At 73.8% G+C, this 22894-nt stretch carries 19 protein-coding genes and 1 riboswitch; of the genes, 8 read left to right on the top strand and 11 right to left on the bottom strand.

Translation table 11 applies throughout. From position 1 onward, the window contains the following. Nucleotides 1–3: 3 nt before the first annotated feature. The 7 genes from ACIBO8_RS35475 to ACIBO8_RS35505 form a co-directional block, all read right to left on the bottom strand. The gene (locus ACIBO8_RS35475) at nucleotides 4–369 is read right to left on the bottom strand and encodes a cobalamin biosynthesis protein (protein WP_396119883.1); all 366 of its coding nucleotides are present in this window, start codon (nucleotides 367–369) and stop codon (nucleotides 4–6) included. Continuing rightward, complete coding sequence (locus ACIBO8_RS35480; RefSeq protein ID WP_396119885.1) at nucleotides 366–1736, bottom strand: cobyrinate a,c-diamide synthase; 1371 nt, start codon at nucleotides 1734–1736, stop codon at nucleotides 366–368. Before ACIBO8_RS35480 ends, ACIBO8_RS35475 begins: the two co-directional genes overlap by 4 nt. Further along, a complete protein-coding gene (gene cobO / locus ACIBO8_RS35485; protein WP_396119886.1) occupies nucleotides 1730–2332 on the bottom strand; it encodes a cob(I)yrinic acid a,c-diamide adenosyltransferase in 603 nt (200 codons plus the stop codon). The genes ACIBO8_RS35480 and cobO overlap by 7 nt, the downstream gene beginning before the upstream one ends. After that, a complete protein-coding gene (locus tag ACIBO8_RS35490) occupies nucleotides 2332–4305 on the bottom strand; it encodes a VWA domain-containing protein (protein WP_396119887.1) in 1974 nt (657 codons plus the stop codon). Before ACIBO8_RS35490 ends, cobO begins: the two co-directional genes overlap by 1 nt. A 56-nt stretch (nucleotides 4306–4361) precedes the next feature. Beyond that, a riboswitch (cobalamin riboswitch) is annotated at nucleotides 4362–4439 on the bottom strand. 69 nt (nucleotides 4440–4508) lie between these two features. Beyond that, complete coding sequence (locus tag ACIBO8_RS35495) at nucleotides 4509–6080, bottom strand: gluconokinase (RefSeq protein ID WP_396119888.1); 1572 nt, start codon at nucleotides 6078–6080, stop codon at nucleotides 4509–4511. Between the two features lie 29 nt (nucleotides 6081–6109). Then, a complete protein-coding gene (locus ACIBO8_RS35500) occupies nucleotides 6110–6637 on the bottom strand; it encodes an SRPBCC family protein (protein WP_396119889.1) in 528 nt (175 codons plus the stop codon). After that, nucleotides 6634–6939, bottom strand: a complete 306-nt coding sequence (locus ACIBO8_RS35505; protein ID WP_396119890.1) for an ArsR/SmtB family transcription factor — start codon at nucleotides 6937–6939, stop codon at nucleotides 6634–6636. The genes ACIBO8_RS35500 and ACIBO8_RS35505 overlap by 4 nt, the downstream gene beginning before the upstream one ends. Before the next feature lie 65 nt (nucleotides 6940–7004). Between ACIBO8_RS35505 and ACIBO8_RS35510 the strand changes: the two genes are divergently transcribed. Continuing rightward, nucleotides 7005–8291 (top strand): glycosyltransferase, encoded by a 1287-nt coding sequence (locus tag ACIBO8_RS35510; protein WP_396119891.1) that lies wholly within the window; start codon nucleotides 7005–7007, stop codon nucleotides 8289–8291. 6 nt (nucleotides 8292–8297) lie between these two features. Here ACIBO8_RS35510 and ACIBO8_RS35515 read toward each other — a convergent pair whose 3' ends face one another. Then, nucleotides 8298–9581 (bottom strand): citrate synthase, encoded by a 1284-nt coding sequence (locus tag ACIBO8_RS35515; protein ID WP_396119892.1) that lies wholly within the window; start codon nucleotides 9579–9581, stop codon nucleotides 8298–8300. 179 nt (nucleotides 9582–9760) lie between these two features. Here ACIBO8_RS35515 and ACIBO8_RS35520 point away from each other — a divergent pair, with 179 nt between their 5' ends. The 7 genes from ACIBO8_RS35520 (at nucleotide 9761) to ACIBO8_RS35550 (ending at nucleotide 17318) form a co-directional block, all read left to right on the top strand. Beyond that, complete coding sequence (locus tag ACIBO8_RS35520) at nucleotides 9761–10621, top strand: universal stress protein (protein WP_396119893.1); 861 nt, start codon at nucleotides 9761–9763, stop codon at nucleotides 10619–10621. Nucleotides 10622–10641: 20 nt separating this feature from the next. Beyond that, the gene (locus tag ACIBO8_RS35525; protein WP_396119894.1) at nucleotides 10642–12942 is read left to right on the top strand and encodes a putative bifunctional diguanylate cyclase/phosphodiesterase; all 2301 of its coding nucleotides are present in this window, start codon (nucleotides 10642–10644) and stop codon (nucleotides 12940–12942) included. Between the two features lie 130 nt (nucleotides 12943–13072). Next, the gene (locus ACIBO8_RS35530) at nucleotides 13073–13222 is read left to right on the top strand and encodes a hypothetical protein (RefSeq protein ID WP_396119895.1); all 150 of its coding nucleotides are present in this window, start codon (nucleotides 13073–13075) and stop codon (nucleotides 13220–13222) included. Between the two features lie 36 nt (nucleotides 13223–13258). Further along, entirely contained in the window at nucleotides 13259–14038 is a 780-nt protein-coding gene (locus ACIBO8_RS35535) for an exodeoxyribonuclease III (RefSeq protein WP_396119896.1), read from the top strand. 82 nt (nucleotides 14039–14120) lie between these two features. Further along, on the top strand, nucleotides 14121–15845 hold the full coding sequence (locus ACIBO8_RS35540; RefSeq protein ID WP_396119897.1) for a PP2C family protein-serine/threonine phosphatase: 1725 nt from the start codon (nucleotides 14121–14123) through the stop codon (nucleotides 15843–15845). Continuing rightward, nucleotides 15845–16888: a B12-binding domain-containing protein gene (locus tag ACIBO8_RS35545; RefSeq protein WP_396119898.1), complete on the top strand. Its 1044-nt coding sequence runs from the start codon at nucleotides 15845–15847 to the stop codon at nucleotides 16886–16888. Before ACIBO8_RS35540 ends, ACIBO8_RS35545 begins: the two co-directional genes overlap by 1 nt. A 193-nt stretch (nucleotides 16889–17081) precedes the next feature. Then, nucleotides 17082–17318, top strand: a complete 237-nt coding sequence (locus tag ACIBO8_RS35550) for a hypothetical protein (RefSeq protein ID WP_396119899.1) — start codon at nucleotides 17082–17084, stop codon at nucleotides 17316–17318. A 328-nt stretch (nucleotides 17319–17646) separates the two neighbouring features. Here the strand turns inward: ACIBO8_RS35550 and ACIBO8_RS35555 are convergent, their stop codons facing one another. The 3 genes from ACIBO8_RS35555 to hrpA all read right to left on the bottom strand — a co-directional run bounded on the left by ACIBO8_RS35555 (nucleotide 17647) and on the right by hrpA (nucleotide 22879). Continuing rightward, nucleotides 17647–18378, bottom strand: a complete 732-nt coding sequence (locus ACIBO8_RS35555; protein ID WP_396119900.1) for a LamG-like jellyroll fold domain-containing protein — start codon at nucleotides 18376–18378, stop codon at nucleotides 17647–17649. A 109-nt stretch (nucleotides 18379–18487) separates the two neighbouring features. Then, the gene (locus tag ACIBO8_RS35560; RefSeq protein ID WP_396119902.1) at nucleotides 18488–18868 is read right to left on the bottom strand and encodes a DUF6401 family natural product biosynthesis protein; all 381 of its coding nucleotides are present in this window, start codon (nucleotides 18866–18868) and stop codon (nucleotides 18488–18490) included. Between the two features lie 93 nt (nucleotides 18869–18961). Next, on the bottom strand, nucleotides 18962–22879 hold the full coding sequence (gene hrpA, locus ACIBO8_RS35565) for an ATP-dependent RNA helicase HrpA (RefSeq protein ID WP_396119903.1): 3918 nt from the start codon (nucleotides 22877–22879) through the stop codon (nucleotides 18962–18964). Nucleotides 22880–22894: the final 15 nt, after the last annotated feature.

Genomic DNA, 22894 nt, shown 5'->3' on the forward strand with positions numbered 1-22894 from the left:
CCGCTAACGGGAGGCGATCGCGACCGCGACGCCGCGCACGATCGTCTTCGGCACGAGCAACTGCGCACCGGGCCCGGCCGCGGCCAGGGCGGCGGCCTCGGCGACGCTGGGCACGCCCGCCATGGCCGCGACCCGCGGGGACGGATTCGGCGCCACGACGACAGCGAGCCGCTCCGGCGGGAAGACCACGAGGGCCCAGCCGCGGCGGCGGGCGAACGGCTCGAGGACCGGCCCGCGGCGGTCCAGGGTCGCTACCGCGGTCACGTCGGCCGCGGTCAGGCCGGCGAGATTCAGTGCGCCGTCGGCGGCGGCCTCCAGTTCGGGCGGCCACACGGAGGCGCGGGCCCCGATGCCGAGGACGACCGTCACGCCGCGGAGGGGACGTTCGCGGCAGCGGTCACGACCCGGTGCGCGATCGCCTTGTCGGCGGCCCAGTGCAGATGCAGATAGGAGGCGTGCAGCGCCGGAGCGGCGAAACCCTCGGGGTCGGCACCGCGCCACGCCCAGGCCGCTCCCCCGGCCGGCTCCAGCAGCAGTCCGGATCGCGGGTGGACGGCGGTGCGGTGGAACTCGTGCCCGGTGATGCGCGCGCCCGCCGGCAGCAGCGGGCTGCCGGTCAGCGCCACCGCGTCGCGATAGCCCAGGGTCAGCGACGGGGTCATCGCCGCCTCCGCGTCCAGGACGCCGCACATCGGGGCGCCGTCCAGGGTGCGGCAGAGCCAGAGCAGGCCGGCGCATTCGGCGACGATCGGCAGGCCAGCCGACGCCGACGCGGCCACCGCCCGGCGCAGCGGCTCGTTCGCGGAGAGCTCGGACGCGTACACCTCGGGGAAGCCGCCGCCGACGACCAGGGCGCGCGTGCCCTCCGGCAGGTTCTCGTCGCGCAGCGGGTCCACCACCACGACGTCGGCGCCCGCCCCCGCGAGCAGTTCGGCCGTCTCGGCGTACGCGAAGGTGAAGGCCGGCCCACCGGCGAGCGCGACCACCGGGCGGCCCGGCACCGGGTCCGGCGCGACGGGCGTCCAGGGCGTGGCGGTCAGCGGCGGAGCGGACCGGGCCAGCGCCAGCACCGCGTCGAGATCCACCGAGGACTCCACGAGGGCGGCCAGCGCCGCGACGGAGGCGAGCGCCTCGGCGCGGCGTTCGGCGGCCGGCACCAGGCCGAGATGCCGCGACGGCGCCTCGACCGCGGCGGCGCGGCGCATCGCGCCGAGCACCGGCGTGCCGACCTCCTCGCACGCCTCCCGCAGCAGTGCCTCGTGGCGGTCCGAGCCGACCTGGTTGAGGATCACGCCGCCCAGCCGCACGGTGCCGAAGCTGCGGAAGCCGTGCACCAGCGCGGCCACCGACCGGCCCTGCGCGGCGGCGTTGACGACCAGCACGACCGGCGCGTCGAGGAGCGCGGCCACGTGCGCGGTCGAGCCGGTGTCCCCGGCACCCGTGCGGCCGTCGTAGAGCCCCATGACGCCCTCGACCACGGCGAGGTCGGTGCCCGCCGAGCCGTGCGCGAACAGCGGCCCGATCCGGTCCTCGCCGACCATCACCGGGTCCAGGTTGCGCCCGGCGCGCCCGGCGGCGAGCGCGTGGTAGCCGGGATCGATGTAGTCCGGCCCCACCTTGAAGGGCGAGACCGACAGACCCCTTCTCGCGTACGCCGCCAGCAGCCCCGTCGCGACCGTCGTCTTGCCGTGCCCGGAGGCGGGGGCGGCGATGACGATCCGCGGGACGCTCACCACTCGATGCCCCGCTGGCCCTTGCGGCCCGCGTCCATCGGGTGCTTCACCTTCGTCATCTCGGTGACGAGGTCGGCGGCGTCGAGCAGATCGGGGTGCGCGTCGCGGCCGGTGATGACGACGTGCTGGACGCCGGGACGCTCGCGCAGCGTGGCCACCACGTCCGCGACGTCGACCCAGCCCCACTTCATCGGGTACGTGAACTCGTCGAGCACGTAGAACTTGTGCGTCTCGGCGGCCAGATCGCGTTTGATCTGGGCCCAGCCCTCGGCGGCCTCGGCGGCGTGGTCGCGCTCGGTGCCGGCGCGCTGGATCCACGACCAGCCCTCGCCCATCTTGTGCCACGCGACCGGCGCGCCGCCGGGAACCTGGCCGAGGGCCTTGAGCGCGGACTCTTCGCCGACCCGCCACTTCTCGCTCTTGACGAACTGGAAGACGCCGACGGGCCAGCCGGCGTTCCAGGCCCGCAGGGCCATGCCGAAGGCGGCGGTCGACTTGCCCTTGCCGTGCCCGGTGTGCACGGCGAGCACGGCCTGGCGGCGGCGCTGGCGGGTGGTGAGCCCGTCGTCCGGAACGGTGGTGACCTGGCCCTGCGGCATCAGGCGGCCCTCCTCAGGGATCCGTCGGCGGCGAGCGCCTCGAGGGGCATGACGTCGGCGTCCAAGGCGGCCGCGAGCCGCCGGGCGAGGCCGAGCCGGACCGGGCCGGACTCGCAGTCGACGACGACCGTCGCGACACCGGCCAGCGCCGGAGCCATCAGCGCCGGGTCGGCGCCGCTGGTCGCCCGCCCGTCGGTGACCACGATCAGCAGCGGCCGGCGGCGCGGGTCGCGGCGGCGCTCGGTGGCGATCGTGGCCGCGGCCGTACGCAGACCCGCCGCCAGCGGCGTGCGGCCCCCGGTGCGCAGGCTCGCCAGCCGCAGCACGCCGACCTCATGGCTGGAGGTGGGCGGCAGCACCTGCTCGGCGGTCGACCCCCGGAAAGTGATCATGCCGATCCGGTCGCGGCGCTGGTAGGCGTCGCGCAGCAGGGACAGCACCGCGGTCTTGACCACGGTCATCCGCTTGCGCGCCGCCATGGATCCGGAGGCGTCGACCACGAACAGCACCAGGTTGGCCTCCCGGCCGACGTGCACGGACTCGCGCAGGTCCCGGGGCTCGACGCCGGCTCCCCCGCGGTGCAGGGCGGCCCGCAGGGTGGCGGGCAGGTGCGGGGCGCCGTTCAGCTTGCCGCGGGGCACGCGCGAGCCGACGACGCGCCCGCGCCGGGCGAACGCCGGCGAGCGACGGCCGGAATGCCCGCCCTCGCCGCGCGCGGCGATCCGCAAGGTCCGCGGCCGATAGGCGGCCCCGGCCTGCGCGACCCCGCCCTGTGCCGGGGCCCGCCGTGGCTGCTCGTCGCTGTCGCGATCGGATGAATCGGATGAATCGGGGATACCGCCGTCCCGCCCTGAGTCCGGCGGCGGCGGACCGCCGGGGCCGCCTCCGTCGCCCGGGTCCGGCGGCGGATCGCCGCCTCCGTCGCCCGGGTCCGGTGGTGGCGGGTCGTCGTCGGGGTCGTCGGCGCCGGCCTCGTTCAGGGCCTCCTCGAGGCGCTGCTCGTCGGTGCCCGGCGGGTCGAGCGGATCCTTGCGGCGCCGGTGCGGCAGGGCCAGGCGGGCGGCGTCGCGGACGTCCTCGGCGGTGACCCGGTCCCGGCCGTGCCAGGCGGCCAGCGCCACCGCGCAGCGGGCCACCACGATGTCGGCGCGCATGCCGTCGACGCCGTAGGCGAGGCAGACCCGGGCGATGCGGTCCAGTTCCGCGTCGGGCAGGTGCACCGACGGCACCGCGGCCCGGGCCGCCACGATCCGCGCCGCGAGCGCGCTCTCGTCGGCGGCGAAGCGGGCCGCGAACCGCTCGGGGCCGGCCTCGTACGCCAGCCGCCGCCGCACCACCTCGGCCCGCTGCGCGGCGTCGCGGGGCGCGGCCACGGTGACGACCAGGCCGAACCGGTCGACGAGCTGCGGGCGAGGCTCGCCCTCCTCGGGGTTCATGGTGCCGACCAGCAGGAACCGGGCGGCGTGCTTGACCGACACCCCGTCGCGCTCGACGTGCGCGCGGCCCATCGCCGCGGCGTCCAGCAGCAGGTCCACGAGGTGGTCGGGCAGCAGGTTGACCTCGTCCACGTAGAGCGCACCCCGGTGCGCGGCGGCGAGCAGGCCCGGCTCGTACGCCTTGACGCCGTCGGCGAGCGCCCGCTGGATGTCGAGGGTGCCGACGACCCGGTCCTCGGTGGCGCCGACCGGCAGCTCGACCAGCGTGGCGGGCCGGTGCCCGTGCGGGGCACCCGGCTCGTGGGGCCCGTCGGGGCAGCCCGGGTCGGGCGCGGCCGGGTCGCACGCGAAGCGGCACCCGCGGACGACGTCGACCTCGGGCAGCAGGGCGGCCAGCGCGCGCACGACGGTGCTCTTGGCGGTGCCCTTCTCCCCTCGGACGAGCACCCCGCCGACGGCCGGCGAGACCGCCGTGAGCAGCAGGGCGAGGCGCAGATCGTCGAGGCCGACGACGGCGGAGAACGGGTACGGCGTCACGCCAGGGTCCTTTCCGCGGGTGTCCACGCCCGCGTGTGGGAGGGAGCGAGCGGCCGGAGTCTCCTGACTCCCGGGCGGCCTGCGCTCGCCCGGTCACAGTGGCGGGACCGTCCCGGACTCGCACCGGGTTCCTCCGCTACCGCTCGCGGGTCACTCTGTCGCACCGCCACCCGCCGCGTCAACGCGGGGTGTCGTAACCATCCTCACGCCCGGGAGTCCACCGCCTTCTCCGTACCGGGCAGCGGCGAGGGCGCCAGCTTGTCGAGCTCGGTGAGGACGTCGGTCACCGCGAGCGCGGACCTCTCGATGAGCGGCCGCAGCCGCTTGTAGAGCGCGGCGTCCTCCGGGTCGGGCCGGGTGTGGGCGGTGATGTCCACCAGCGCCGCGGCCCGGTCCAGGTCGGGCAGGTCACCGATCGCGTGCAGGCCCAGCAGGCAGGCACCCAGGGCGGTGCCCTCCGGGGTGTCCGCGACGGCCACCGGCAGGTCGAGCGCCGCGGCCAGTACGCCCACCCACAGTTCGGAGGCGACCGCCCCGCCGGTGGCCCGTACCTCGGTCATCGGGATGCCCTCGGTGGCGAACGTGTCGCGGACCAGGGCCAGCTGCTGGCAGACGCCCTCGACCGCGGCGCGCACCAGGTGCGGGCGGCCGTGCTCGCGGCGCAGCCCGAGGTACGCCCCCCGCATCCCGCCCCGCCACCACGGCGCCCGCTCCCCCAGCAGGTACGGCAGGCAGAGCAGCCCGTCGCTGCCCGCGGGCGCCGACGCGGCCTCGACCAGCAGGGCGGCGTCGCGTACGTCGGCGTCCTCCCCCTCGGCCGCCGGACGGTCGAAGCCCTCGGCCATGGTCTGGCCCGCCCAGCGCACCACCGAGCCGGCGTTGTTGATCGCGCCGCCGAGCACCCAGCGGTCCTCGGTCAGCGCGTAGCAGAACAGCCGGCCGGCGCGGTCCGCCGCGGGCGCGTCCACCACCGTACGCAGCGCGCCGCTGGTGCCCAGCGAGACCGCCGCGACCCCGGCCGGGGTGGCGCCGACGCCCAGGTTCGCCAGCGGGCCGTCGGCGGCGCCGATGATCAGCGGCGTACCGGGTGGCAGACCCGCCGCGCTCGCCACCTCGGCCCGCAGCGCGAGGGCGGTGGTGGTCGGCACGACCTCCGCGAGCCGGCCCGCGTCGATGCCGGCGATGTCGAGGGCCTCCGGGTCCCAGTGGCGCTCGTGGATGTCGTAGAGGCCGGTGCCCGAGGCGACCGACAGGTCGACGACGAACCCCTCGCGGGCAAGGCCGCTGAGCACGACCTCCTTGACGCCGCCCCAGCGCGGGGTGTCGCGCAGCACGGCCGGATCCTCGGCGCGCCACCACGCCAGCTTCGCCAGCGGCGCCATCGGGTGCACGGGGGTGCCGGTACGCGCCTGCAGCGCCTTGGCCCGCCCGGACTCCGCGATGGCCTCGCTCTGCCGCGAGGAGCGGTTGTCCGCCCAGGTGATCAGCGGCCCGGCGGGGTTGCCGTCGGCGTCCATCGGCACGAGGCCGTGCAGGAAGGCGCTGAGGCTGACCGCGAGGACCCGGTCGCCGCGTTCCCGGCACTGTTTCGCCACGGCGATCAGCGCCTGGACCGCGGCGTCGCGCAGCCGGCCCGGATCGAGCTCGGCCCGGCCCGGCCCGGGCACCGAGAGGGGGTAGTGCACGCTGGTCACCACGCGTACCTCGCCGTCCATCCCGGCGGCAACGGCCTTCGTCGCGGTGGTTCCGGTGTCGATCCCGATGACGACGTCCATGACGCAGACTTGCCCGATGGGCGCGCCGCTCAAGCGTCGGCGCGGAACTGCTTCTCGTACGCCGCGCGCAGGTCGTCCCAGCCGTACGCCATCGCCTCGCGGCCCCGGATCACGCCGACCGGCTCGCCGTCGAGCAGGCGGGTGAGCACGGCGGCGCACAGGTGCCAGCCCGCGGCGAACATCGGTGCCCCGTCGCGGTCGGCGAACAGGTGACGCAGGGTCAGCCGGGTGCCGTCCGCGGTGCGCTCGAGCTCCCAGCGCAGCAGGTCGTCGCCCCACGAGTACTCGAGCACGACGGGCGCCTCGGCCCGCAGCACGGTGGCCGGACTCTCCGTCCGATCCGGACCGTCGACGACGACAAGGGTGACCTCGCCGAGGCGGGACAGGTCGTGCGCGGCGGTGAACGGCGCCCACCGGTCGAGGCGCTCGGGGTCGGTCAGCGCGGCCCAGACCTGCTCCGGCGGGTGCCGCAGGTCGCGGACGAAGATCAGGGTCCAGCGGCCGTCGGCGGGCACCACGTCGGCGCCCGCGGCCGGTCCGGGGTCGAATCCGTTCATGATTCCTCCAGGTGGCGCACGAGGGCGTCCAGGTGCCGGCTCCAGAGCCTTCGGTACGGCGCCAGCCAGGCCTCCAGCTCACGGAACGGCTCCGGCTCGAGCCGGTAGATCCGCTGCTGGGCGGCCGTACGACTGGACACGAACCCGGCCTCGCGCAGCACCTTGAGGTGTTTCGACACGGCCGGCTGGCTCATCTCCAGGGCGCCGACGAGGTCGCCGACGCTGCGCTCGGCCAGCCGCAGCTCGTCGAGGATCCGGCGGCGGGTGGGCTCGGCCAGGACGGAGATGGCGTCGGCGGGCACGAGCCGACTATTCCACCTTGGTTATATAACGGTCAAGGCATGTTCCCGGGTGCGATGATGGCCGGGTGCGGGTCCTGATCGTGACGTCCGGATCGACCGGCGACGTCGCGCCGTACACCGGTCTCGGCGAACGGCTCCGGGCCGCCGGGCACGACGTCACCGTCGCCACCCACGAGCCGTTCCGCGGCCAGGTGGCGCTGCCGTTCGAGCCTATCCCCGGCGACCTGCGGCGCATCCTCCCGCTGGCCCGCGGCCAGGACGGCAACGGCTCGGGCACCGGCCCGCGGGCGCTGGCGCGGCTGCTGCGCATCGCCCGCCCGCTGGTCGCCGAGATGGGCGACGGCATCGCCACGGCCGTACGCCGCACCGGCGCCGAGGCCGTCCTGCTGTCCACATTGGTCGCGCCGCTGGGCTACCAGGTCGCGGAGGCCGCCGGCATCCCGTGGGCCGGGGTGTTCCTGCAACCGGTGTTCCCGACCGGCGACTTCGGGCCGGTGCTGGTGGGCGGGCGCTCGGCCGGGCGTACGGCCAACCGCCTGCTGGGCCGGCTCACCGAGGCCGCCGCCCGGCCGCTCTACCGGCGGCCGGTTCGCGAGCTGCGCGCCCGGCTCGGCCTGCCGCCCCGGGCCGTCGGCGACCTGCAACGCGAGCAGCAGCACCGGTGGCCGACCTTCCACGGCTTCAGCACCGCCGTCGTGCCCCGCCCCACGGACTGGCCGCCCTCGCACGAGGTCGTCGGCTACTGGTGGCCCGCCCGGGAGGCCGGCTGGGCCGCACCGGCCGAGGTCGAGGCGTTCCTGGCGGCCGGGCCGCCGCCGGTGTTCGTCGGCTTCGGCAGTATGGCGCCCGGGCACGGCGAGCGCCTGGCGGAACCCGTGCTCGCGGCGGTCCGCTCTGCCGGGGTCCGCGCCGTCGTGCAGGCCGGCTGGTCGGGGCTGCGGGCGACCGGCGACCACCCCGATGTGCTCAGCGTCGGCCCGCTGCCGCACGACTGGTTGTTCCCGCGCATGGCGGCGGTCGTGCACCATGCGGGCGCGGGTACCACGGCGGCCGGGCTGCGGGCGGGAGTGCCGGCGGTCGCCGTACCCGTGCTGGCCGATCAGCCGTTCTGGGCCCGCCGCCTGCACCACCTCGGGGTGAGCCCGCCGCCGATCCCGCTCTCCCGGCTCACCGCCGACCGGCTCGCGGCGGCCCTGGCCGCCGCGACGTCGCAGCCGCGGCACCGGGAGCGGGCGAGGGCGCTGGCCGCGCGATTGGCGGACGACGACGGCGCCGCCCGGGTCATCTCGTGGCTGGCCGCCCTGGAAACGCAGCCGGCCGCCCCGGAAAACCGGGACGGCCGGACGGCGTGAGAGGAATCAGCGCTCGGTGATCGGCACGAACTGACGCTCGGCCTCGCCCGTGTAGAGCTGGCGCGGGCGGCCGATCTTCGTGGTCGGGTCGGCCATCATCTCGCCCCACTGCGCGATCCAGCCGGGGAGCCGGCCGAGGGCGAACAGCACCGTGAACATCTTCGTCGGGAAGCCCATGGCCTTGTAGATCAGGCCCGTGTAGAAGTCCACGTTGGGGTAGAGCTTGCGGGAGACGAAGTAGTCGTCGGCGAGGGCGATCTCCTCGAGCTGGAAGGCCAGGTCGAGCAGCGGGTCGGGGCGCTCCATCGTGGACAGCACGTCCTGTGCCGCCTTCTTCACGATCGCGGCGCGCGGGTCGTAGTTCTTGTAGACCCGGTGGCCGAAGCCCATCAGCTTGACGCCCTTCTCCTTCGCCTTGACGCGGCGCACGAAGGACTGGACGTCACCGCCGTCGGCGCGGATCTGCTCGAGCATCTCGAGCACCGCCGAGTTGGCGCCGCCGTGCAGCGGGCCGGACAGTGCGTTGATGCCCGCGGCGACGGAGGCGAAGAGGTTGGCCTGCGCCGACCCCACCAGGCGCACCGTGGAGGTGGAGCAGTTCTGCTCGTGGTCGGCGTGTAGCACGAAGAGCATGTCCAGCGCCTTGGCGACCTTCGGGTCGACCTCGTAGGCCAGCGTCGGCAGGCCGAAGGTCATGCGCAGGAAGTTGTCGACGTAGTCCAGCGAGTTGTCCGGGTACGGCAGCGGGTGGCCGATGGACTTCTTGTAGGCGTACGCCGCGATGGTGGGCAGCTTCGCCATCAGCCGGATCGCGGAGATCTCGACCTGCTCGGGGTCGGTCGGGTCCAGCGCGTCCTGGTAGAAGGTCGACAGCGCGGTCACCGCGGACGACAGCACCGCCATCGGGTGGGCGTCGCGCGGGAAGCCGGAGAAGAAGGTGCGCATCTCCTCCTGCAGCAGCGTGTGCACCCGGATCTTGTCCGCGAACTCGGCGAGCTGCGCCGGCGTCGGCAGGGCGTCGTGGATCAGCAGGTACGAGACCTCGAGGAACGAGGCCTTGCCCGCGAGCTGCTCGATCGGGAAGCCCCGGTAGCGCAGGATGCCGGCGTCACCGTCGATGTACGTGATCGCCGAGGCGCACGAGGCCGTGTTCACGAACCCCTGGTCGAGAGTGACGTAGCCGGTCTCCTTGAGGAGGGCGCTGATCTCGATCCCGCCCGGGCCCTCGACCGCCGGGCGCACCGGCAAGGACAACTGGCCACCGGGGTGGTCGAGCTTGACATCCGTCATGTATTTCCCTCACTTCACCGGCAGATGTCGCCAATAACCTGCCGTTCACCGTAAACCCTCAAGCTGAACGGGTCATCAGGCGGTCGACCGCTGAGGGATTGATCACGACCGCCGGTCCCCGTTGAACCATAGATAATGGTCGGTGGACCGCTTCGTCGCGGTGCGGAGGTGGTGAACCGATGCAGATTGCCGACCCTGCTCCTGTCGTCGTGGGCGTAAACGGAACGGCCGCGGGCCTGGCCGCCGCGCGGCTCGGTGCCCGGGAGGCGGTGATCCGCGGGAAGCCGTTGCGGATCCTGCACGTCTTCGCCTGGCCCGGCCGGCGCTCCTCAAATGATCCCCCGGATTACTGCTCCGCGCGACACGATGCCGAACTCATCGTGCGGGAAGCCGAGAACTCCGCCGCCCGTTCCGTCCCCGGTGTCCGGGTCGAGGGCCTACTGGTCGACGGCGACCCGGTCCGCGAGCTCCTGCGCCGCACCCGCACGGCCGACCTGCTGGTGCTCGGCGACGACAATCTCGCCTCCCGCTCCCGCCTGCCGCTCGACTCGCTACTGGTGCAGACGGTCGCCCACGCGCGGTGCCCGGTGGTGGTGGCGCGTGGCGTTCGCCCGCCCTCCGGCCCGCTGATGGCGGCCGTCGACGGGTCGGCCAGCTCGCTCGCCGCACTGCGGCTCGCTGCCGCCGAGGCGTGCCGGCGGCAGGTGGCCCTGGAGGTGGTCCACGCGGTGCCCGGACCGGGCGGTGTGCCGGCCGGGCGGCGGCTGCTCGACACCGCGATGGCCGCATGTCCCGGGCTCACCGCAGCGCGAAGCCGGGTACTGGTCGGAGATCCTGCGCCAACTCTCGTACGCGCGTCCCGCCGAGCCCGCATGATGATCGTGGGACCCCGCGGCACCGACGGCGGATCGCTGTTCGGCGCGGTCGCGGGGGAGCTGCTACGCCGATGTGCGTGCCCGACCCTGTTCGTCCACGGCAATCCCGCCGAGGACGGCCCGGGGACCGGCACGGTGCCGACGGCGGGGACGCTGATGAGCTGACGACCGTCAGGGGGGTGCGCGTGCGAGCCGCTGCGGCACCGCCCCGTGCCCGCCCGTGGTGGCAGGCGTTCGGCATCGCCGGCGTGCTGGCCACCGTGCTGTACACCGTCGGCCCCAACTCCACGGCCGACGCCGTCTGCTTCGCCGTGATCGCCGCCGGCACGGTGGTCGGCTGTTTCGTGGTCCCGCTGCGGTTCGCCGTACGCCCGCGCTCCGCCTGGCCGGTGCTCGGCGCCGCGGCGCTGTGCTTCCTGATCGGCGTGATCCTCCGGCCGCTCGTGACCTCACGGCCGCTGCTCGCCGACGCCGCCACCGTTCCCGGTTACCTTCTGCTCGGCGTCTTCTTCTGCATCCTGCTGTGGGCACGCGGCAGCATCGAGCGGCACGCCGTCCTGGACGGCCTCATCGTGTGCCTGGCCGGCGGCCTGGCGAGCGTCCTGCTGCTGGCCGCCCCGGCCGCCACCGTGCCCGGCCGCCCGGCCGTCGTGTCGGTGCTCGCCGGGCTGTACCCCCTGTTCGACGTGGTCCTGCTCGCGATGGGCATCAACCTGACCTTCACCGCCCGGTCCTGGCCGCCGAGCCTGGTCAGCCTGGTCACCGGGATCGCGCTCATCCTCACCGGCGACCTCGCGTACGCGATCATCGGCGTCTCCGGGCGCACGTACGCCTCTCCCCTGCTCGACGTGCCGTTCCTGCTGGCGTACACGCTCATCGGGGTCAGCGCCATGCACCCCTCGGTGGTCGAGATGGGCCGTGCCGACCGCCCGCCGGTGCAGGCGTGGTCGTGGCAGCGGATGACGCTGCTGGTGCCGGCGGTCGCCACCCCGTTCGTCCTGCTCCTGACGGTCGGCGGCCACTCCTTCGCGTACCGGATGCTCATCGGGGCGTGCGGCCTGGCCATCGTGGCGCTGCTCATGCTGCGCGCGATCCTCGCCGTGCAGGCGCAGGTGGCCGCGCAGCTGCACTCGGAGTTCCAGGCGATGCACGATCCGCTGACCGGCCTGCCCAACCGGCGGATGATCACCACGGAGGTCGAGCGGCTGATCGCACGCCTCCCGGTGGGCGGCGGGGCCCGGGTCTGGGTGGGGCTGCTGGACCTCGACGGCTTCAAGTGGGTCAACGACTCGTGGGGGCACGACACCGGCGACCAGCTCGTCATCGAGGTGGCTCGGCGGCTGCGCGCCGCGGTGCCGCCCGGCACCATGCTGGCGCGGGTGGGCGGGGACGAGTTCCTGGTGACGTACGTCGGCGACGAGCCGGGCGCGCTGCGGCTCGTCGACGAGATCCAGGGCTGCTTCGCGACGCCGGTGCCGGTACGCGACACCGAAGTGGTGATCACCGCGTCGATCGGCCTGGCCCACGCGCCGGCCGGCGGGGATCCCGCGGCCGTCACCGAGGCCCTGCTGCGCGACGCGGACACGGCGATGTACCGCTCGAAGGGCGAGGGACCGGGCCGCAGCACGATCTTCGACGCCTCCATGCACGACCGGGTCCGCGAGCGGATCGAGCTGGAAGGGGCCCTGCGCACAGCGCTGGCCGAGGGCGGGCTGACCGTCGTCTACCAGCCGATCGTGCGCCTGGAGACCGGCCGGCCCACCGGAGCGGAATCGCTGGTGCGCTGGAACCATCCCGAACGCGGCCCGATCCCGCCGATGACCTTCATTCCGGTGGCGGAGGACGCCGGCCTGATCGAGCCCCTCGGCACCTGGGTCCGCAACGAGGCGCTGCACCAGCTGGCGCAGTGGCGCGCCGACGGCACCGTGGACGAGGACTTCTACCTGTCGATCAACGTGTCGCCCCTGCAGCTCGCTGATCCGCAGCTGCCCGCGACGGTGGAGGCGGAACTGCGGCGGTACGGCGTACCGGCCTCGGCCGTGGCGCTGGAGATGACCGAGTCGGTGATGGTCGACGGCGGCGGCACCGCGGCCCGGGTCCTGTACGAGCTGCGGGAGCTGGGCCTGCGCCTGCTCGTCGACGACTTCGGCACCGGCTTCTCCGCGCTGGGCTACCTGCGGCGTTTCCCGGTCACCGGCGTGAAGATCGACCGCTCGTTCGTGGCCGGCCTGGGCGAGAGCGCCGAGGACGAGGAGATCGTCCGGGCCGTGGTGGCGATGAGCCGGGCCCTCGGCCTCGGCATCGTCGCGGAGGGCGTGGAGACCCGGGCCCAGCGGGACGCGCTGGCGGCGACCGGCGTGACCCAGGCGCAGGGCTGGCTCTGGGGCCCGGGAGTGTCACCGGGCGACTTCGCCTTGCACTGGGCGGCGGACCGGCACGTGCCCGGGCCGGCGCCTCTGGCCGCGGGGCACCAGCCACTGGGGTGATTCCCCAGGAGGTGACAAAGGTCTCTCCCTCCACTGGCGTACCTTCCGCGAGTCCGGCACTATTTGCTCGGCCAGGTTCCTTGCATCGGGACCGATTCTGCCGATCACATGGACAAGGGAGGCGACACTCATGGCAAGTCTGATCGGATCCGACGGATCGGTTGTCTGGCTCGTGGCCGTGCTCCTGGTGCTGGCCTCCGGGCTCGCGGCCGCCCTGCTCGCGGCCACTCGCACGCACGGCGCCCCGATGCGCGCCGACCACCGTTCCCCGGAGCGCTGACGGGCTCGTCGCCGCCGGATGCGGCAGGCTGGAGCCATGCGCTTCGCGACCTGGAACGTGAATTCCGTCAAGGCCCGGCTGCCCCGCCTGCTGGACTGGCTGGAGGGCACCCGGCCCGACGTCCTGTGCCTGCAGGAGACCAAGGTGGGCGCCGACGCCTTCCCCGCCGCCGAGGTCGCCGAGCTCGGCTACGAGACCGCCGCGTACGGCCAGGGCCGCTGGAACGGTGTCGCCCTGCTCTCCCGGATCGGCCTCGACGACGTGCGGCGCGGCTTCGACGGCGAGCCCGGCTACCCCGAGCCCGAGGCGCGGGCGATCAGCGCCACCTGCGGCGGGATCCGCTTCACCTCCGTGTACGTGCCCAACGGCCGCACGCCGGAGGACCCGCACTATGCGTACAAGCTGGCCTGGTTCGCCGCGCTGCGTGAGGCGCTGGCCGAGCAGAAGGGCCCCGCCGTCCTCACCGGCGACTTCAACGTCGCGCCGACCGACGACGACGTGTGGGACCCGCGGCTCTTCATCGGCTCCACGCACGTCACGCCGCCCGAGCGCGATGCCCTCGCCGCCCTTCGTGACCTGGGGTTCACCGATGTCGTGCCGCGGCCGCTCAAGGGCGACCGGCCGTACACGTACTGGGACTACCGGGCCGGGATGTTCCACCAGAACAAGGGGATGCGGATCGATCTCGTGTACGCCACCGCCGACGTCGCCGCCGCGGTCCGCGACGCCGTGGTGGACCGGGAGGCCCGCAAGGGCAAGGGCCCGTCCGACCACGCGCCGATCGTCGTCGACACCGACCCCGGTTCCACCTTCTGAGCAGCGACGCCCACCCACCGAGCGCGTAGGGTGGGTGGAATTGCTGACCCTGTCAGGCGGGGACACAGAAAGGAGGACCGTGGTGACGGCTCACCTTCCGCTTCGGGCGGACGACCGGCGGAGCGATGGTCACGCGACCGGTCCGCCGGTCCTCGCCCCCGCCCCCGCACTGCTGCGGGCCGCGCTCGACGCGTCTGCCGAGGCGATCGTCGTGTGCACCGCCGTGGACGACACGATCGTGCTGGTCAACGCGGCCGCGGCCGAACTCGTGCCGGACCTGCGTCCCGGGCAGGGCGTCGCCGGAGGACCGCTGCGGCGGCTTTCCGACGCGCTGACCGAGGGCGCCGAGACGTTCACCGATGAGGTACGAGGCCGGCAGGTGCACGGCCGCCGCCGGCCCCTCGACGAGGACCACTACGCCTGGTATCTGCGCGACTGCACGGACGAGGTACGCCGGGCGGAACAGTTCCAGGCCGAACGGGCGCGCACCGAGTTCCTCGCCGAGGCCGGACGCCGGCTGTCCGCGTCGCTGCACCAGCGGCGCTGCCTGCGTACCACCGTCGAGCTGGCCGTCTCCCACCTGGCGGACGCGGCCGTGGTCGTGCTGCCGGCGCAGCGCCGGCAGAGCGAGTGGATCCGGCTGGTCCGCGACGGCTCGGTCGAGGAGGGGACGCTGCGCGAGCGGATGCTCGGCGAGGTCCCCGGCCTGGAGGAGGCGCTCGGCGGGTTCCCCCCGATCCCCAGCCGCTGGCTGGACGCCTCCCAGGTGCCCGCCTGGCTGCTGCCGGAGGACTTCGGCCCGGTCGGCGCACTGCTGGTCACGCCGCTGCCGGGCAACGCCGAACCGGCCGGCGCGCTGATCCTGGCCCGCCGCGGCGCGGACGCCGAGTTCGCGCCCGACGACGAGATGCTGGCGCGCATCTTCGCCGCCCGCGCCGGCGCCGCCATCTCGGCCGCCGCGCTCTACCGCGAGCAGGTCGACACCACCGCGATCCTGCAGGCCGACCTGCTGCCGCCGGAGCTGCCCCAGCCGGACGGCGTCGAGCTGGTCGGCTCGTACCAGGCCGCCCGGGACGCGCTGCGCATCGGCGGCGACTTCTACGACGTCTTCGAGCCGGACGAGCCGGGCGGCGAGACCGTGATCGCGCTCGGCGACGTGTGCGGCAAGGGTCCCGAGGCCGCCGTGCTCACCGGCAAGATCCGCCAGACCCTCCGGGCCCTGAGCCTGGTGGAGCACGACCCGGCCGCGATGCTCAAGGTCCTCAACCGCGCCCTGCTCGGCTCCGGCCGCCAGCACCGCTTCGTGACGATGGTGGTCGGCTCGATCGCCCGTGCCGAGCACGGCCGGGTCCGGATCTGCCTCGCCACGGGCGGGCACCCGGTGCCGCTGGTGCTGCGCACCGACGGCACGGTCGAGGCGGCCCCGGTGAAGGGCACGCTGGTCGGGGTCGTTCCCGACATCACGGTACGGCCGGGCACGGTCGAGCTGAGTCCTGGCGAGCTCTGCCTGCTCTACAGCGACGGCCTCACCGAGGCCCGGGGCGGCCCGACCGGCCAGGAGCAGTACGGCGAGGCCCGCCTGCGCGACGCGTTGTCGAGCTGCCGCGGCATGCCCGGAGACGCGACCGTGGAACGGATCCGCCAGCTCGTGTCCGACTGGGTGCACGGTGGTGTCCGCGACGACATCGCCCTGCTGGCCGTACGGGCGCCGGCCCGTACCAAGCTCAGCCTGATGGAGACCGGCCCCGCAGGTTCCCCGTTCGCGATCGACGCCCGGCGGGGTGATCGGAGGAACCGCATCCGCTGATGACTGTCTTCACGACCACTCCCCCCGGTTCCCTCGGCGACCCCGGCCTCGCCGACCACTACCTGCAGCTCGTCGGCGACGGGGACGAGTACGGTGCCGTCGAGGTGGTGACCGGCCTGCTCGAGGCCGGCGTCCCGGCCCAGCGCATCATGCTCGACCTCATCGCGCCGACCCAGAACCGGGTCGGCGAGCTGTGGGCGGCCAACGAGTGGTCGATCGCCCGCGAGCACGCCGCCACGGCGATCAGCGAACGCGCCCTGGCGGCGGTGTCCGCCCACACCACGGTCCGGCCCACCCGCGGCCGGGTCACCCTGGCCTGCGTGGACGGCGAATGGCATGCGCTGCCGGTGCGGATGCTCGGTGAGATGCTGCGGCTGGACGGCTGGCGCGTCGACTTCCTGGGCGCCAGCGTGCCGGGCCCGCACCTGGTCACCCACCTGCACCAGACCGGTCCCGACGCGGTCGCCCTGAGTTGCATGATCGCCACCCGGCTCCCCCGCGCGCACGCGGCCATCACGGCGTGCCGCTCGGTCGGCGTCCCGGTGATCGCGGGCGGCCGCGGCTTCGGCGCCGAGGGCCGGTGGGCGCAGCGCCTGGGCGCCGACGCGTGGGCGGCCGGTGCCGAGGAGGCGGTCGCGCGGCTCGCGCACCGGTGGCCGCCGGTCGTCGGAGACCCGTACGCGACGGCGTTCATGGGTGACGACGAATACACGTACGTCGCCCGCCGCCGCGGCGACCTCGTGCAGGGCACACTGGACCGCCTCGCGGCGACGTACCCGCCGATGGCCGCATACGACCAGCGCCAACACGACGCGACGGTCGAGGATCTGGGCCACATCGTGGACTTCCTCGCTGCCGCCCTCTACGTCGGCGACCCGCAGGTCTTCACCGATTTCGTCGACTGGACCGCCCGGGTGCTGGAGGCACGCAGCGTGCCGCCGGTGGCCCTGCAGGCCGGGTTGCGCCTGGTGAAGGAGCAGCTCCGGGACTACCCGACCGCGACGGCGACGCTCGACGCCGGCCTGGCCCGGATCGACGGATAAACCGTTCGCGCGGTCCCCGGCCCGGCGCTACCGTGAGCGCATGATCTCCTGAGACGCTGCCTCTGCCGCATTCCGGCACCGGGTAGTTCCGGCGGCGTTCGTCCGCCGTGGGTCCGCCGCAACCGGCGCCCGGGGCTTCACGCGTTCTTTCTCGCCACGGTTCTCGCCTCTCGTACGAAGAGGAGACCTCACCATGCCTGCCCAGCCCTTCTCCCTCCACGTCGATCCGGACGACCTCGCCCGCGCGGACATCGCCGCGGCGCTGGACGTGCCGCCGGCCGGCGGCCGCGCGGAATCGCGGCAGGACGCCGCCGCGCACCACGGCGCGGCGGACACCCGCCAGGCGGCCCGGGAACGCTCGGGGCGCGCCCGCTCGGGGCGCGCCGCGGCCGCGGGCACCGGCCGCTCCTACGCCTTCCGGCGTAGCTGACCGCGACGGCCGGCGCCGCCCGCGGAACAGCCGACCGCGACCTACGACGGGCGATCCGGGCCCGCAACCGCCGGTCCGGCCCGCATGGCCCAGCACCGTCAGCCGGCCAGGCCCGGAACCGCTGGGCCCGGCCAGGCCCGGAACCGCTGGGCCCGGCCAGGCCCGGAACCGCTGGGCCCGGCCAGGCCCGGAACCGCTAGGCCCGGCCAGGCCCGGAACCACCGGCCGGAGCACGACAGGAAGGAGGGCCGAGACCCTTGCCGGGGTCTCGGCCCTCCTCGTGTCCGGACCGCCACCCGGCCGAGCCGTTGGTGGGGCGGCCCGGGGCTCAGCCGATCCGCGCCCAGACGTCGTCGAGCAGCCCGTGGTACATGTCGCTGCGGGTGTGGAAGTTGGGGCCGCCGATGCGCAGCGGCAGGTTGTTGCCGATGGACAGCGTCGCCGGGATGGTGATGTGGCCGCGGTCCGTGCCGTCGATGTAGACGGTCAGGCGGGTGCCGGAGCGCTGGCAGAACACGTCGTGCCACTTGTTGTCGGCCACGCCGACCGTGGAGCGCACGATGTAGATGGTCGGCTTCGCCGCGCCCTGCCCGATCACGACGCAGTGGGCCTTGCCCTGGGCGGCGCCGATCTGCATCTTCCACTGGCTGTCGGTGTCCGAGACGCCCTTCTGCATGACGTTCGACGAGTCGGTGACCTGGGCCTTGGTGAGGCGTACGGTGGCGCCCCAGCGGAACAGCCGGGTGCCGGGGTCGAGGTCCGCGTCGTCCGTGCCCTCGAGGAGCACGCGCGGGCAGAGGGTGGCGCTGTCGGCGCAGGGCGCCGGGAACGCGGCGTACTTGTCGGCGGTGGTGCCGTTGAAGTGGATGGATCCGCCGTCGGCGCGACGGACGGTGAGGGCGGGGCCCTTGCCGGAGCGGTCGGCGATCCGGCCGGCGGCAACGGTGCCGGTGTCGAAGGTGTAGCGGGCGACCGTGACGGGCGCGGCGGCTGCCGATGCGGTGCCCGCATTGGCGGTCGCGGCGGTCGCGCTGGTGGCGAGTGCGGTCGCGGCGAGCATCGGGACGGTCAGGACAGTCGTGGCAATTCTGACGGGGAGATGCATCCCCAGAAGGTACGTTATCCACCAAACGCCGCGAAGTTCGTCGAGTCGGCGTTTCGGGCAGCGCTCAGAGCAGACCGGCCGACTCGGCAATCATGCAGACGGCCACGAGTCGCATCAGGTGCCATTCCGCGGACAGCCAGGCCGAGCCCGACACGTACGCCTGACCCGGCTCCGGCACCGGGCGGCCCATCCGCGCGGCGGCGGCGACGATCGACTTGGCGTACGCCGCCAGCCCCTCGGCGTCGACCTCACGGCCGGCGTGGTGCAAGGCGTCCCGGACGGCGGCGGCGTGCTGGTCGACCTGCGCGAGCAGGCCGGCGTCACCCAGCGCGGCGGCCAGGCCGTCGACACCCACCCGCGCCATCATCTCGTCCAGCAGCGCGCGGGCCGGGTCGACGGCGGGAGCGGCGGAAATCGGGGCGAAGGCGAGGAATTCGTTCGTCATGGGAAGGACGCTAGGGCCTCGGGGCGCCCGATGACAGGCGGGTAACCGAACGGCACCCGACCGCTCCCCACAGCGCACCCCAGGACGGCCGGATCAGGCCGGGAGCTGGTCCATCGCCCGGTAGATCCGCTTGTCGGACACCGGGTGCGCGGTGCCCAGCGACTGGGCGAAGAAGTTGATCCGCAGCTCCTCGAGCATCCAGCGGATCTCGCGCAACCCCTCGTCGGCGGGGCCGCCGCGGGGCAGGTCCTCGCGCAGCTCGCGATACTCCGCCTCGATCTCCTGCAGCTGCGCCATCAGCTGCCGGTCGCGCGCCAGGTTGCCGCCGAGGCGGTCGAGACGGTACGCGATGCCTTTCAGGTAGCGGGGCAGGTGGTGCAGCTGGCGCCACCCGGTGTCCGTGACGAAACCCGGGTAGACCAGCGCCTTCAGCTGCGCCCGGATGTCCGCCAGGGCCGGGACCAGCGCCGGGTCACGGGTGGTGCCGAGCCGCTGGCCGATCTCGTACGCGGTGGCCAGCACCGCCCGCACCTGGGTGACGACCGTGGCGGTGGCGTCCACCAGATCGGCCCGCACCTCGTCGCGCAGCTTCGCGAACGCCTCCGTCGACCAGGCCGGGCCGCCGGCGTCCTGCACGAGCCGGTCGACCGCCGCCCCCGCGCAGTCGTCGAGCAGGTCGGCGATCGAGCGGTACGGGTTGCCCCGGGACAGCTCCAGCTTGGCCCGGTTGTCCAGGCGCCCCTGCAGGTAGCGGGCGGCCGGCGGCAGGGTCAGCAGGAGCAGCCGCCGGGTTCCGGCCCGCATCGCCTCCCGCTGCTCGGCCTCGGTCTCGTAGACCCGCACCGCCACGCTGTCGCCCTCGTCGGCCAGGGCCGGGTACACGGTCACCTCGTAGCCGCCGCGGACCTGCTGGACCGTGCGGGGCAGCGTACCGAAATCGTTGGTGGTGATGCCGCGCCGCTCGATGTCGCCGGCCGCGGCGGAGATCGTGGCCTGGACCTTCGGGGCCAGGGCGGTCCGCAGCACGTCGAGGTCGCGGCCCTCCCCCACGACGGCGCCGTCCTCGCCGACGACCTGGAAGTTCATCCGCAGATGATCGGGGACCTGCTCGGGCCGCCAGGCGTCGCGCGGCACCACCGTGCCGGTCAGCCGGCGCAACTCGTCGCCGACCGCGTCGGGCAGCGCCCCGCGCCGCGCCGGGATGCGCGCGAGCACCGCGTCGGCCCAGTCGGGTACGGGCACGAAGCTGGTCCGCAGCTGCTTGGGCAGGGCCCGGATCAGCGCCACGATGATGTCCTTGCGCAGGCCGGGCACGTTCCAGCCGAAGTCGTCGCCGTCGAGCTTGTTGAGCAGCGGCAGCGGCACGCGCACGGTCACACCGTCCGCCGCGGCACCGGGCTCGAACTGGTACGACAGCGGCAGCCGCACGCCGCCGGCCAGCCAGGCGTCCGGGTAGGCGGCCGGGTCGACGGCGTCGCGGCCGGCGTTGACGAGCATTTCCCGGGTGAAGGTGAGTAGCTGCGGGTTCTCCCGGCGCGCCTTCTTCCACCAGGCGTCGAAGTGCCGGGCCGAGACGACGTCGGCCGGGACGCGCGCGTCGTACAGGGCGAAGACGGTCTCGTCGTCCACCTTGATGTCGCGCCGCCGGGCCCTGTTCTCGATCTCCTCGATGCGCATCAGCAGCCGGGCGTTCTCGGCGAAGAACGCGTGGTGGGTGTCCCAGTCGCCCTCGACCAGCGCGTGGCGGATGAACAGCTCACGGGAGAGCTCCGGGTCGACCTTGCCGTAGCCGACCTTGCGCCGCGGCACGATCGGCAGCCCGTAGAGGGTCACCTTCTCGTACGCCATGACGGCGCCCTGCTTCTTCTCCCAGTGCGGCTCGCTGTAGCTGCGCTTGACCAGGTGCGGCGCCAGCCTCTCGGCCCATTCCGGCTCGATCCGGGCGTTGACCCGGGCCCACAGCCGCGAGGTCTCCACCAACTCGGCGGACATGACCCAGCGGGGCTGCTTCTTGAACAGCGCCGAGCCGGGGAACAGGGCGAACTTCGCGCCGCGCGCGCCCAGATACTCCCGCTTGTCGACGTCCTTGAGTCCGATGTGGCTGAGCAGGCCGGCGAGCAGGGCGGTGTGGAAACGCTGGCCGTCCGGCACCCGCTCGTCGTCCTCGGTGATCTCCAGGCCGAGGCTCCGGGCGACCTGGCGCAGCTGGGCGTAGATGTCCTGCCACTCGCGGACGCGCAGGTAGTTGAGGAACTCCGTGCGGCACAGGCGCCGGAACTGGTTGCCTGACAGCTCCCGCTGCTTCTCGCGCAGGTAGCGCCACAGGTTGAGGTAGGTGAAGAAGTCCGATTCCTTGTCGGTGAACCGGGCGTGTTTCTCATCGGCCTGCTGCTGCTTCTCACCGGGCCGCTCCCGCGGGTCCTGGATCGACAGTGCGGCGGCCACCACCATGACCTCGGCCACGCAGTCCTGCTTGCCGGCCTCGATGACCATGCGGGCCAGCCGCGGGTCGACCGGCAGCTGCGCGAGCTGGCGCCCGATCGCGGTCAGCTTGCGCGTGTCGAGGGCACCGAGCTCCTCGAGGAGTTTGATGCCGTCGGTGACGTTGCGCCGGTCCGGCGGGTCGATGAACGGGAACGCGGCCAGGTCACCCAGGCCCAGGTTGGTCATCTGCAGGATGACCGAGGCGAGATTGGTACGCAGGATCTCGGGCTCGGTGAACTCCGGCCGCCCCTCGAAGTCCTCCTCGGAGTACAGCCGGATGCAGATGCCGTCACTGGTACGCCCGCAGCGGCCCTTGCGCTGGTTGGCGCTGGCCTGCGAGACGGGCTCGATGGGCAGCCGCTGCACCTTGAGCCGGTTGCTGTACCGCGAGATGCGGGCCGTGCCCGGGTCGATGACGTAGCGGATGCCGGGCACGGTCAGCGAGGTCTCGGCGACGTTGGTGGCAAGCACGACCCGGCGCCCGGTGTGGCGCTCGAAGACCCGGTGCTGCTCCGCGGCGGAGAGCCGGCCGTAGAGCGGCACGACCTCGGTGTCGCGCAGGTCGCGGCGGTTCAGCGCGTCGGCGGCGTCGCGGATCTCGCGCTCGCCGCTGAGGAAGACCAGGATGTCGCCGCGGCTCTCCAGCCCGAGCTCGTCGACCGCGGCGGCGATGCCGTCGATGAGGTCGACCGGCTCCTCGCGGCTCTCCTCGGTCTCCTCCACCAGCGGCCTGTACCGGACCTCGACCGGATAGGTCCGTCCCGACACCTCGATGACCGGCGCCGCACCCTGCGGGCCCGCGAAATGCTCCGCGAAGCGCTGCGTCTCGATCGTCGCGGAGGTGATGATCAGCTTGAGATCGGGCCGCTTGGGCAGCAGCTGCTTGAGGTAGCCCAGGATGAAGTCGATGTTGAGGCTGCGCTCGTGCGCCTCGTCGATGATCAGGGTGTCGTAGCGGCGCAGCATCCGGTCGTTCTGGATCTCGGCCAGCAGGATGCCGTCCGTCATCACCTTGATCATGGTCTCGTCGGAGACCTGGTCGGTGAAGCGGACCTTGTAGCCGACCGTCGCGCCCAGGGAGGTGCCGAGCTCCTCGGCGATGCGCTCGGCCACCGTGCGCGCCGCGATCCGCCGCGGCTGGGTGTGCCCGATCTGGCCGCGCACGCCCCGGCCCAGCTCCAGGCAGATCTTCGGGATCTGGGTGGTCTTGCCCGACCCGGTCTCCCCCGCCACGATCACGACCTGGTGGTCGCGGATGGCGGCGAGGATGTCGTCCTTGCGGGCGCTGACCGGCAGCTCTTCCGGATATGACACGACGGGTACGGCGGCGAGCCGCGCCTCGCGGCGCTCCTCGGCCCGGGCGACCTCGTCGGCGATCTCGGCGAGCGCGGCGGCCCGCGCGGCCTCGTCCCGGATTCTGCGGGTGCCCTCGAGCCGCCGCCCGAGCCGGTGCTCGTCGCGGGGAAGCAGTGCGGGCAACCTGCGGCGGAGCTCGGCGAGGTCCTGGCTTATGGGCGTTACAGACATGGCGCGTCAACAATA

Source organism: Actinoplanes sp. NPDC049681, assembly GCF_044465265.1.
In the GTDB taxonomy this organism is placed as follows: Bacteria; Actinomycetota; Actinomycetes; order Mycobacteriales; family Micromonosporaceae; genus Actinoplanes.